This is a genomic window from Micromonospora sp. 4G55 (genome assembly GCF_016803375.1).
This window is the reverse complement of the sequence record NZ_JAEVHN010000186.1, coordinates 1-10,660: the sequence shown is the minus strand read 5'-3', so window position 1 is coordinate 10,660 and position 10,660 is coordinate 1. Positions and strand designations below refer to the sequence as shown.

At 69.6% G+C, this 10,660-nt stretch carries 12 protein-coding genes; 4 read left to right on the top strand and 8 right to left on the bottom strand.

Going from position 1 to position 10,660, the window contains the following annotated elements; all coding sequences use genetic code 11:
- Nucleotides 1–908 (bottom strand): glycoside hydrolase family 26 protein (locus JNW89_RS16910; RefSeq protein ID WP_238449656.1); only part of this gene is annotated, 908 nt, incomplete at its 3' end.
- Nucleotides 909–949: 41 nt separating this feature from the next.
- Here JNW89_RS16910 and JNW89_RS16905 point away from each other — a divergent pair.
- Nucleotides 950–1,111, top strand: a complete 162-nt coding sequence (locus JNW89_RS16905; RefSeq protein WP_238449655.1) for a hypothetical protein — start codon at nucleotides 950–952, stop codon at nucleotides 1,109–1,111.
- A gap of 81 nt (nucleotides 1,112–1,192) precedes the next feature.
- Here the strand turns inward: JNW89_RS16905 and JNW89_RS16900 are convergent, their stop codons facing one another.
- From JNW89_RS16900 to JNW89_RS16875, 6 genes are all read right to left on the bottom strand, one after another.
- Nucleotides 1,193–2,128, bottom strand: a complete 936-nt coding sequence (locus JNW89_RS16900; protein WP_238449654.1) for a glycoside hydrolase family 26 protein — start codon at nucleotides 2,126–2,128, stop codon at nucleotides 1,193–1,195.
- Nucleotides 2,125–2,355, bottom strand: coding sequence for a hypothetical protein (locus tag JNW89_RS16895; protein WP_238449653.1), 231 nt, complete (start codon nucleotides 2,353–2,355; stop codon nucleotides 2,125–2,127). Before JNW89_RS16895 ends, JNW89_RS16900 begins: the two co-directional genes overlap by 4 nt.
- The gene (locus JNW89_RS16890; RefSeq protein WP_238449652.1) at nucleotides 2,325–2,741 is read right to left on the bottom strand and encodes a hypothetical protein; all 417 of its coding nucleotides are present in this window, start codon (nucleotides 2,739–2,741) and stop codon (nucleotides 2,325–2,327) included. The genes JNW89_RS16895 and JNW89_RS16890 overlap by 31 nt, the downstream gene beginning before the upstream one ends.
- Nucleotides 2,657–4,075, bottom strand: a complete 1,419-nt coding sequence (locus JNW89_RS16885) for a glycosyltransferase family 2 protein (RefSeq protein WP_238449651.1) — start codon at nucleotides 4,073–4,075, stop codon at nucleotides 2,657–2,659. The genes JNW89_RS16890 and JNW89_RS16885 overlap by 85 nt, the downstream gene beginning before the upstream one ends.
- A 286-nt stretch (nucleotides 4,076–4,361) precedes the next feature.
- Nucleotides 4,362–5,528: a glycosyltransferase family 39 protein gene (locus JNW89_RS16880; protein WP_238449650.1), complete on the bottom strand. Its 1,167-nt coding sequence runs from the start codon at nucleotides 5,526–5,528 to the stop codon at nucleotides 4,362–4,364.
- A 291-nt stretch (nucleotides 5,529–5,819) separates the two neighbouring features.
- Nucleotides 5,820–6,332 carry a MarR family winged helix-turn-helix transcriptional regulator gene (locus JNW89_RS16875; protein WP_238449649.1) on the bottom strand — a complete coding sequence of 171 codons (513 nt, stop codon included), beginning with the start codon at nucleotides 6,330–6,332 and terminating at the stop codon, nucleotides 5,820–5,822.
- Between the two features lie 112 nt (nucleotides 6,333–6,444).
- Here JNW89_RS16875 and JNW89_RS16870 point away from each other — a divergent pair, with 112 nt between their 5' ends.
- The 3 genes from JNW89_RS16870 to JNW89_RS16860 are packed head-to-tail and all read left to right on the top strand — an operon-like array spanning nucleotide 6,445 to nucleotide 9,269.
- Entirely contained in the window at nucleotides 6,445–7,494 is a 1,050-nt protein-coding gene (locus JNW89_RS16870) for an LLM class flavin-dependent oxidoreductase (RefSeq protein ID WP_238449648.1), read from the top strand.
- Nucleotides 7,487–8,518 (top strand): LLM class flavin-dependent oxidoreductase, encoded by a 1,032-nt coding sequence (locus JNW89_RS16865; RefSeq protein WP_238449647.1) that lies wholly within the window; start codon nucleotides 7,487–7,489, stop codon nucleotides 8,516–8,518. The genes JNW89_RS16870 and JNW89_RS16865 overlap by 8 nt, the downstream gene beginning before the upstream one ends.
- Nucleotides 8,519–8,558: 40 nt before the next feature.
- Nucleotides 8,559–9,269 carry an NADPH-dependent F420 reductase gene (locus JNW89_RS16860; RefSeq protein WP_238449646.1) on the top strand — a complete coding sequence of 237 codons (711 nt, stop codon included), beginning with the start codon at nucleotides 8,559–8,561 and terminating at the stop codon, nucleotides 9,267–9,269.
- 77 nt (nucleotides 9,270–9,346) lie between these two features.
- Here JNW89_RS16860 and JNW89_RS16855 read toward each other — a convergent pair whose 3' ends face one another.
- Nucleotides 9,347–9,784, bottom strand: coding sequence for a hypothetical protein (locus tag JNW89_RS16855; RefSeq protein WP_238449645.1), 438 nt, complete (start codon nucleotides 9,782–9,784; stop codon nucleotides 9,347–9,349).
- Nucleotides 9,785–10,660 lie beyond the last annotated feature (876 nt).

Genomic DNA, 10,660 nt, shown 5'->3' with positions numbered 1-10,660 from the left:
GTCTCGGTGATGACCAGCGGCTTGTGGGTGAAGGTGCGGATCTCCTTGATCGTGGGGTTGAAGATCGCGTCGAAGGACCGGTACGTCGAGAACCCCCCGGCGCCGTAGTACCCCGAGAGTCCGATCCAGTCGACGTAGTCGTCGCCCGGGTAGAGCGTGGAGAGTTTCGGGGTCGAGTCGTCCCATCTGACGTTCGGGCTCCACGTCCAGATGACGTTCTTGACCCCGGCCGCCTCGAACACGTTGTGGACGTGCCGCCAGGCCTTCACGAAGTCGCCGGGCCGGTTGCCGTTGACCGTCTCGCACCATGGGTACCAGTCGCCGTTCATCTCGTGGCCGAACCGGATGGCCACTGGATAGTCGAGTGACTTGATGCCCTGGGCCCAGGACAGCAGGTACGGGTCGAAGCTCCCCCGCGCGATGCGGGACAACCGGTAGTGGGGTTGATCGGAGCGGATCCTGTCGATCTTGCGGGCGCTGAAGCCCTTCTTGCGGGACGCCTTGTCCAGCCCGTAGTCCCACGGTTCCCACGCCAGCATCGGCAGCATGCCGCGGCTGCTGATCTGGTCGAAGAGCGTCCGGTCGAATGTGTCGGACGCCCACCCCGAGCCGAAGAGCATCACCTGCGGCTCGCGCTTCGCGGCCGCCGTGAACACGTTCACCGCGGTGAAGTCGTGCGGGCCCTCATGTGTCATGACACCGATGAACGCCTTGCCGGCCGGCGGGAAGAGTTCCGCAGCCGGTCGGGGCGGCGCGCTCGGTGCCGCCGCACCTTGCTCGGCCTTTTCAATCCGGCCGGACGGGCCGTCCTCCCCCCCGGACATGGCGGTCGGTGCGATGGCGAACGCGTAGGTCAGCAGCAGCGCGCCGATCAGCACCATCAGGACCCGCGGAACGGTCAACCTCATCGCTGCAGAACCCCCCCAGCCGCCATCCGCAACCTCGACGGGTGGCGTTCCTCGCTGTCGGCGCGGGCGACCGGCTCGGCCATCCCGTCAACCGCCGGCAGGTGCTGGTTGGCAGCCTCGCCGCCGGGCGCTCCGCCGACGCCGCGGTGAAGTTCCTGACCCGGTACGGATTCGTCAATCTGATCTGGCCGGGCGTGACGTGAGTGAAAGGCCCGACACCGGGTCACCCGTCCTGCCGGTGCGGGCGTCGACATCGAGCGGGGACGAGGCAGGGTACCGAACATCTAGTCCTCGAGTTTCGTGCGCAGGAGCATGTCTGGCGACCAGGTGACCTGGTAGCGAGGGTCGGCGACCCCCTTGGCGAAGGCTTGTGCCACGGCCGGTGAGCTGACGATGCGCCAGTCCACCTCCCGCTTCTTGTTCACTTCGAACCAGATGACGCCGATGATGTCCTTGTAGCGGGGCAGCAACCGGAATGTCTGTGTGATCCACTCGGCCTTGCGCGCGTAGGCGTCGGAGGCGCCGGTCTCGGTGATGACCAGCGGTTTGCTGCTGAAGGCGTGGATCTCCTTGATGATCCTGTCGAAGATCACGTCGAAGGGCCGGTAGTCCGAGGTGAACACGGTGGTGTAGTAGCCGGAGATGCCCACCCAGTCGACGTAGGCATCGCCCGGGTAGAACGTGGAGAGTTTCGGGAGCGAATCGTCCCAGATGTTGTTCGGGCTCCACACCCACGTGACGTTGGTGGCCCCGGCGGCCCGGAACAGATCATGTACGTGGCGCCACGCCTTGACGTAGTCGCCCGGTCGGTTGCCGTTGACCAGCTCGCACCACGGGTACCAGTAGCCGTTCATCTCATGGGCGAACCGGATGGCTACCGGGTAGCCGAGTGACTTGATCCCTTCGGCCCAGGATCGCAGGTAGCTGTCGAAGTCCCCGCGCGCTATGTGGGACAACCGGTACTGGGTTTGCTCGTTCCGTAACCTGTCGACCTCGCGGGTCGGGAGCCCTTTCTTGATGGCCGCTTCGCCCAATCGGTAGTCCCACGGTTCCCAGCCCAGCATTGGCAGCATGCCGCGGTCCTTGATCCGGTCGAAGGGCGTCCGGTCGAATGTGTCGGACGCCCACCCGGAGCCGAAGAGCATGACCTGCGGCTGGCGCTTCGCGGCCGCCGTGAACATATTCACCGAGGTGAAGTCGTGCGGGCCCTCCTGTGTCATGACACCGATGAACGTCTTTCCGGCCGGAGGAAGATCTTCCGGTCCGGTCCGAGCCACGAGCCTGGTTCGGCCGTCGCCACCGCGCTTGGTCCGGCCGCGGCAACCCGGTCGGACGGCGCCTCCTTTCGGCCCTCGGCCGTGGTCTTCGGCGCCATGGCGAAGGCGTAGGCCAGGAGCAGCGCGGCGATCAACACCATCATGACCCGCGGGACGGCCAGCTTGGCCATGGCAAACCCCCGTTCGCCGCCACCCGCGACTTCGGCGGTTGGCGCTCCTCATTGCCGGCGCGCGCGGCTTGCGCGGCCGTGTCGTCGTGCTGCTCTCCGCGAGCCGTGATGGTCGACAGGAGCGCGATCAGCGGCGGACCGAGACCTGTCAGGAGGGTCAGGATCGGCCAAACGTGGAGCATGGTGAAGCTGGTGTCCAGTACGAAACTCGCGCCGAGCAGGCCAGCGGCGAAGGCCGCCCACCAGAAGTGCAGCCGGAAGGTGCCCAGCGACTCGGTGGTGCGCAGCTTCCCCTTGGCCGTCACCACGAATCCGAGCTTCCGCCGCAGCAGCGCACTGGCGGCGGCGGCCACGTAGACGGGACCGGCGAACAGCGCCAGCGCCATGCCGACGAGGCCGATCTCCTCCCGTTCGTGGGGAGCGATGTTGAAGCGGCGGAGCCAGAGCCACAGCAGGAACCAGGTGCCCATGCTCGAGCCCCACAGCACCGACCACACGGTGACGTCGAGTTGGGCCGCGCCCACACCGGTGAGCAGGTACATGGCCGTGGCGAGGTTGCCCAGCAACAGGCTGACGGCGACGCTCGGGTAGTAGAACTGCAGCAGGCGGTACTGCCAGCGGCGCGTCCACGGAGTTCGCGCGGTGCGCGCAGCTCGGGGCGGACCAGGATCTCGCAGATGCCGGCCGCCCACCGCTTCTGCTGGTTGAAGTAGTCCGCCCACGATGTCGGGCCTTCCCCGATGGCCACCACGTCGGGGGTGTAGACGCCCTTCCACGGGTTGCCGGTCTGCGGGTTGACGGCGGCGTGGATCCGGATGCTGGTGAGATGGTCCTCGATGATCGAGTCCTGGTAGCCCCCGATGCTCCGCCAGGCCGCCGGTCGGTAGAGGTGCCCGGTGCCGGTGAGCAGCGGCGCGTCCAGCCCGTTCCCGCCCCGCGCGATGAGTCCGTTGTAGAGGTACTGCTGCACCGACGCGCCGTGCGCGACCCAGTTCTGGTGCATGTTGCCGTAGACCTGGGGCGTCACCACGAAGGCGACGTCCGGGTCGCGGAAGTACCCGAGGGTCCGTTCGAGGAAGCCCGGCAACGGCACGTGGTCCGGGTCGACGTTGGCGACCACGTCGTAGCAGTGCTCGTGCTCCGCCCGCCAGGCGTTGTGATTGCCCGACTTCGTGCGGGCCCGGAACTCGCCGCTCGGCTGGTTGTACTCCGGGCGGCCCTTACGGCTGAAGTGCCGCACCCCGAGCCGCGCGGCCATCTCCTTCACCGCCGGGTCGTCCCCCTCGTCGAGGATCCAGACGTCGACCTGGCCGCAGTACACGATCTGCGTCATCCTCCGCAGGGTCCGCTCGGCGACATCGATCGGCTCCTTGCTGGGCACGATCGTGGTGAGCAGCGCCACCCGCAGGCCGACCGGCGGATCGACCGGGATCGGATCCTTGGCGTGGTACGCGAAAACCCAGATCACCACGTTCTGCGCGAGACGGATCAGCTCCACGCCGACGACCACGCAGAAGCCGATCCGGGCCGCCATCGTCTGCCAGCTCGCGATCCCGGTCACGCCCGGGCCCGGCACGTGCGCCGGGAGCAACAGCCAGCCGATGAACAGCACACCGGCCGCACTGTTGACGAGGACGAACAGGGTGAGGATCAGCCGCGACGCCGGCGAGACGGCGTGGCGGAACTCGACCGCCGCCTCCGGGTGCCGCGGCGCGACCAACGGTCCGGCCGTCGTGCCGCACGCCGCATAGGCACGACGCGCTCTGACGTTGCGCTGTCGCCGGTCGGGCGGCTGCTCCGCCGAGGCCCGGGGCGAGGAGACGGCCGAAGCACCCGCGGTGACCTCCCCGGCGACGTGAGACAGCCGGGTGTCGCTGGCGATCCCCACGTTGCCCCCAAAGGACTCTGCCCGACACGAACTCGACCGGAGCTGATGCTATTCGGGCAATCTGCCCAAAGGGTGCGGGTTGCTCAAATGACCCTGAGCCTGGTTCCGCCGGCCGTTCTCATTCACCGGCGGAGGCCGGGCGAGCCCCGTGCGGCGTCTCGCCGCCTGCGGACCTGGTCCACAGCTCAATGATCCTCGCGAGGTCGCCGGTGGCCCGCTGGTGTCCCTCCGGCGCCGGCCGGGCCAGCTGTGCCGGCGCACCGAGCGCCGCGATCGCCACCAGGGCGACCGCACACCACCGGGCCCGCACCCGGGCAAGGGCGACCGCGCCGAGCGTCGCCCACGCCGGGAGCGTGAAGAGCAGCACCTCCGACGCCCAGATCGGCGTCGCCTGCGCGACGAGCAGCAACCCCAGCGGCGGCACCACCGCCCACGCGGTGTAGACGGCGGACGAGCGCCGCAACGGAAGGCTGAACAGCGCCAACCCGAGCAGCACGACCCCCAGGGCGGTGACGCCGAACAGTTCCCGGGGGGTCGCGGCCAACACGTCCGGGGTGAGCTTCGATCCCCGCGCGATCGGCGCGTCGGGTTGCCCGCCGAACAGTCCCAGCGCGGCGGCCGCGGGTAGCGCACCCAGGAGCGCCACCGCCGACCAACGGCCGGCAATCCCGCGCCGGAAGGCGAGCACGGTCCAGCCGTGCCCGGCCAGCAACAGCAGCGCGAGACCGTGGGACAGGCCCAGCAGCAGCACCGAGGCGCCGTAGCCGGCGAAGCGTCCGACGTTCGGCCGGTCGACGGCCAGCACGAGCAGGAACGTGGCGAGCACGGCGGCGAGCACCGTCAACGCGTACGGCTGGACCTCCTGCGCGTACCGCGTCGACGTCGGCAGCAGCGCGAAGATCACTCCGGCCAGCAGGCCGACCCGCGGCGTGAACAGTCGGGCCGCCAACAGCCCGACGAGGGCCGCCGCGGCGGTGACGGCCACGATCGACACCACCCGCACCGCTGGGCCCGGCGTGCCGAGGACCTCCCCACACCAGCGCATCAGTGCCGACCCGGCGAAGCCCCGGGCTGGGGTGCCGTCGGTGGGCGGGGCGGACGTGCCGGCCCGGACGAGGCAGAGCGCGACCGTCAGCAGTGCCGGTACCAGCCAGGCGGCGACCCGCCACCGGACGGGGTCGGTCGCCGGCTGGGGGGCGACGTCGTGGCCTTCGCCCCAGGGGTCCTCGACGTCGACCTCCGTCGCCGTCAGCCGGGGCAGGACAATGGTGTCCGCGTCCTTCATCGTGTCTCACGCATTTCTGTCGGAACCGGCGGTCGGAGCCGTGGCGGGGCGCCGCCCCGTGGCGACGCCAGGCCAGCGGTCCCGTGCGCGGGCAGCACGCGGCGCAGGACCGGCCGGAGTCCTGAATTGGGTAGGAATGTCACCTGGAGCATAAGGAACACAGGCGGACAGATAGCCCGGATGCGCCACAAGCACCGAATCGGGGAACAACCACCGCTAGCTGATCGAGTCGCGGGACTCAGCCGCAGGATGCCCTGGTCCCAGCCCCGCCAGTGCGACGAGAGTCCGGGCTCACCGGACGTTTGGCGGCGTCTGCGGGGTCTGGTGCGTGTCGAGGTGCGCCCGCAGCGCTGCGGCGATCTCGCCCGCCGCGACGAGCTGATCCGGCGTGAGAGCGTCGACGAAGAGTTCGCGAATGGCGCGCAGGTGCGGCACGGTGGAGCGCCGGAACGCGTCGGCTCCGGCCGGCGTGAGCAGGACCTCCGCCCCACCGCGATCGGTTGCGCACTCCTGGCGACGGATGAGCCCGCGCCGCTCCATCCGCCCCAGGTGGTGGGAGAGCCGGCTGCGCTCCCAGCCGATGTGGGCCGCGAGTTCGGAGGAGCGCATCTGCCGTTCCTGCGCCTCGGTGAGAGCGAGCAGCACGGCGTAGTCGCCCGGGGAGAGGGAAGACTCGGTCTGGAGGCGGGACGCGAGCTGGGACCTGAGCGCTTCCGCCGTCTCGATGTAGTCGCGCCAGGCCCGCAGCTCCGCCCCGCTCGGGAGCTGTCGTCCCTTCCGCCGGTCAGGTGTGGCTTTCGTCATCTCCCGCTCCTGGTTGACATGTCAATCCTGAGGTTAGCATGGTTGACGTGTCAATCGTCGAGGGCTTCCTGCGGCGAGATCGCCGCCAGGGAGCGAGCGTGAGGAGGAGACGATGACAGCTCAAGGCTTTGAACTCGGACTCAACTCGTTCGGAGAGGTCGCCACCGACGGCGGCCGGGTCCTGAGCGACGCCGAGACGGTGCGGCTGCTCGTCGACGAGGCACGGCTCGCGGAGTCGGTCGGCCTCGACGTGTTCAGCGTGGGCGAGCACTACCGGGAGGGCTTCAACGACTCGGCGACGCCGGTGCTGCTCGCGGCGATCGCGACGGCGACCGATCGGATCCGCCTCGGGACCTCGGTGACCGTGCTCAGCACCAACGACCCGGTCCGGCTCTACCACGAGTTCGCGACCCTGGACGCGGTGTCGAACGGCCGGGCCCAGCTGGTTCTCGGGCGGGCGTCGGCGACCGACTCGTTTCCGCTGTTCGGCTACGACCTGGCCGACTACGAGCGCTTGTTCGAGGAGAAGCTCGACCTCTTCGTCCGGCTCCAGCGGGACGAAGCGGTCACCTGGTCGGGCACCGTACGCACTCCCCTGGTCGAGCAGCGCCTGCATCCGCGGATGCGGGCGGGTGGCATCCCGACATGGATCGGTGTCGGCGGGAGCCCGAACTCGGTGATCCGCGCCGCTCGCTACGGCCTTCCGCTCATGCACGCCATCATCGGCGGGCGCCCGCAGCGGTTCGCCGGCAACGTCGACCTCTACCTCCGGGCGCTCGAACAGTTCGGGCATCCCGTGCAGCCGATCGGGCAGCACTCGCTCGGCCTCGTCGCGGACACCGACGAGGAGGCCGTGGAGACCTGGTGGCGGTACTGGCAGCCGGTGGTGGCGCAGTTCGCCGCGGAACGCGGTTTCTACAAGCCGGACCGCAAACGCTACGAGGCCGAGCTCGACACCGGCGCGCTCTTCGTCGGGTCACCCGAGACGGTCGCGCAGAAGATCGCCACCATGGCCCGTGACCTGCGGCTGAGCCGCTTCGACCTCAAGTACGACATCATGCACCTGCCCCGCGAGGCACGCGCGCGCACCATCGAACTGCTGGGCAGTGAGGTCGCGCCGCGGGTCCGGGAGCTGCTGGCGAAGGAGCCCACCCATGTCTGATCTCGAGTTCGGCCTCGACACCTTCGGCGACGTGCCGGAGGACGACTCCGGCAAGCTCGTCTCCTACGCCGCGGCGATCCGTCAGGTCGTCGACGAGGCGGTGCTGGCGGACCAACTGGGGGTCGACGTCATCGCCCTCGGCGAGCACCACCGGCCGGAGTACTCGGTGTCCACGCCGGAGACCGTGCTGGCCGGGATCGCCACGCGTACCTCGCGGATCCGGCTCGCCTCCGGGGTGACCGTGCTGAGTTCGGACGACCCGGTGCGGGTGTTCCAGCGCTTCGCCACGGTGGACGCGCTGTCGCACGGCCGGGCCGAGGTCATCCTCGGGCGCGGGTCGTTCACCGAGTCCTTCCCGCTGTTCGGCTACGACCTGCGCGACTACGACGTGCTCTTCGAGGAGAAGATCGAGCTGTTCGTGAAGCTGCTGGACGAGAAGCCGGTCACCTGGAGCGGCACCAAGCGTGCCCCGCTGGAGCGCGCCGACGTCTTCCCGAAGACCGAATCGGGACGCCTCACCACCTGGGTGGGCGTCGGCGGCTCGCCGCAGTCGGTCGTGCGTACCGCCCGCTACGGCCTGCCGCTCATGCTCGCCATCATCGGCGGCGCTCCCGAGCGCTTCGCGCCCTACATCGATCTCTACCGCCGGGCCGCCGAGCAGTTGGGCACGACGGCGCACCCGGTTGGAATGCACTCGCCGGGCTTCATCGCCGACACCGACGAGGAGGCGAAGGAGATCTACTGGCCGCACTACCGGATCATGCGGGACCGGATCGGCGCGCTGCGCGGCTGGCCACCGATCCGCCGCGCGGAGTTCGACGCCGAGGTCGAGCACGGTTCCCTCTACATCGGCTCCCCGGAGACGGTGGCCCGCCGAGTGGCCCGCGCGATCCGCAGTCTCGGCGTCGGCCGGTTCGACCTCATCTACAGCGCCGGAGCGCAGCCGGCGAGCGCCCGGATGCGCGCGGTGGAGCTGTACGGCAGCAAGGTGATTCCCATGGTCCGTGACATCCTGGCCAGTTGATCAGGGCCACGGACGCCTTGATCGGAAACGGAAGGAAGACATGAACGACAGCGCCCCGAGCGAGCCCCGGACCCTCGGCATCCTCGGTGCCGGCAAGGTGGGCACCGTGCTCGCTCGACTCGCCGTCGCCGCCGGCTACCGGGTGCTGATCGCCGGCTCCGGCGACCCGGAGAAGATCGCCCTCACCATCGAGGTGCTCACGCCCGGAGCGGTCGCCACCACCGCGGTCGACGCCGTGACCGGCGCCGACATCGTCGTCCTCGCCCTCCCGCTGGGCAAGTACCGGAGCATCCCCGTCGAGGCGCTGCGCGGCAAGCTCGTCGTCGACGCGATGAACTACTGGTGGGAGATCGACGGCATCCGCGACGACCTCACCGACCCGCGCACCTCGTCCAGCGAGACCGTCCAGGCGTTCCTGGCCGACTCCCGCGTCGTCAAGGCGTTCAACCACATGGGCTACCACGATCTCGAGGACGGGGCGCGGCCGAGCGGCACACCCGACCGTAAGGCCATCGCCATCGCCGGCGACGACCCCGGTGATCTCGACGTCGTCGCATCCCTGGTCGACCGGCTCGGCTTCGATCCGGTCGTCGCCGGCCCCCTCGCCGAGGGCGTGCGACTGGAACCGGGCAGCGAGTTGTTCGGCGCCAACGTGAGCGCCGACGAGGTGCGGACCATGCTCGACCGCTTCGCGGAGTCGGAGCGTGGGCGGATCGTCGCCCTGGCCCGGGCCACGCCGAAGGCGGGGTGAACCAAGGACATCGCCGGGCAGCGCACGTGCCCGGGCCGCGCTGGTCGCGGGGCCCGGGCCGTGCTGCGCGGTCCGGGTCAGTCGACGGACGGGGTGTACGTGTCGCAGACCCGGCCACGCTCCGCCCGGGCCACCGTGGTGCCGACGCACAGCCGGAGCCGTGGCTTGAACCCGCCCCACAGCAACTCGGAACGGGTCTGGGCGGTCGTCTTACCAGGAGTGCACAGCGCGGCGAAGGTCCGCCAGACGAGCTCGTCAGCCGGCCCGTTGGTGGCGATCTGGACCACGCCGCACCGCCCGGGAGCGTTGACCGCGAGCGTCCCGTTGACCGCCACCGGCGGTACCGGCCGCTCCGGGATGCTCATCATCATGTCGTAGCTGCCATAGGCGCTGACCCCGGCGCTCTCCAGTGCGAAGTCGCTGTCGACGGAGGCCGTCGCGGGTGAGGCGCCGACCGCGACAGCGATACCGGCGACGGCGACCGCACCGAGCATCTTGACACCGAGTGACGTCACTGTGCACTCCCTTTCGAAGGGGCCCACCGATCGGGCGGGCGAAATGGACGGCGTCCACCGTGGTCGCGCGCCAAGGGTGAATGGCACGACCACGATGACGGGAACGCCGGACGCGCCGACCGTTTGATGATTCGTCGGCGCCGGCCCCGATGAGATCGCATCACGGATACGGCGTCAAGGAGGTCCATGAGGGCGCCGAGGGCGCGGCTACCGGCGCGACGGGCCCTTTCGCTGTTCAGCGTCGGCGCCCGCCGACAAAACAGCGCCGACGGATGTGTCATGGTTCACTTCGGTGCCGCTCCGCGCGATTTCACGATTGTCGCAGCGAATTCTTCTCGTCCACATATTCGCTGCCGGCGACGCTGACCGCTGCCTCCCGGCGGCGCACCGCAGGCGGCGAGGATCGAACACCGCTCGGTGAGTCCCCACGTCCCACCGTTGCCTCGCGGCACCGACCGCACGTCTGACGCGATCACCGCAGCCGGCCGCCGCACGGCAAGGAAATGGCGAGGCCGCAGCCACCCCCGAAATCGTCGACCGACGAGCCGACCCGGCGAGTTCGGTAACGAAAGACGACACCTTCTTCCTGCTGACGAAATAATGGCGATCGTTATGCGGGAACCCGCCGCCGCTCAGCATCGGGCAGCTCCCGGAGCCAGGCCCGTGCAAGACTGCGAAATGCTCGACACCTGGACATCAATGGAGGCGGGTTATCCCGGTCTGCGCAGGCTCGATGATTTCCGGAACCAGGCTCCACGCCGTGCTGGACCTGCCGGCCATACCGGATCACCGGCCCGGGGAATTGGCTATCCCCGCCGTGCCCGCACGCCGTATGCCTCGCCTCGGGGCAGCGGGCCGACGTCAGCGCGGCGGCCG

What these genes read in the sequence shown, in the direction of transcription:
- JNW89_RS16900 (WP_238449654.1), bottom strand. Translation starts at nt 2,128, where the DNA reads ATGACACAGGAGGGCCCGCACGACTTCACCTCGGTGAATATGTTCACG.
- JNW89_RS16895 (WP_238449653.1), bottom strand. Translation starts at nt 2,355, where the DNA reads ATGGCCAAGCTGGCCGTCCCGCGGGTCATGATGGTGTTGATCGCCGCG.
- JNW89_RS16890 (WP_238449652.1), bottom strand. Translation starts at nt 2,741, where the DNA reads ATGGCGCTGGCGCTGTTCGCCGGTCCCGTCTACGTGGCCGCCGCCGCC.
- JNW89_RS16880 (WP_238449650.1), bottom strand. Translation starts at nt 5,528, where the DNA reads ATGAAGGACGCGGACACCATTGTCCTGCCCCGGCTGACGGCGACGGAG.
- JNW89_RS16875 (WP_238449649.1), bottom strand. Translation starts at nt 6,332, where the DNA reads ATGACGAAAGCCACACCTGACCGGCGGAAGGGACGACAGCTCCCGAGC.
- JNW89_RS16870 (WP_238449648.1), top strand. Translation starts at nt 6,445, where the DNA reads ATGACAGCTCAAGGCTTTGAACTCGGACTCAACTCGTTCGGAGAGGTC.
- JNW89_RS16865 (WP_238449647.1), top strand. Translation starts at nt 7,487, where the DNA reads ATGTCTGATCTCGAGTTCGGCCTCGACACCTTCGGCGACGTGCCGGAG.
- JNW89_RS16860 (WP_238449646.1), top strand. Translation starts at nt 8,559, where the DNA reads ATGAACGACAGCGCCCCGAGCGAGCCCCGGACCCTCGGCATCCTCGGT.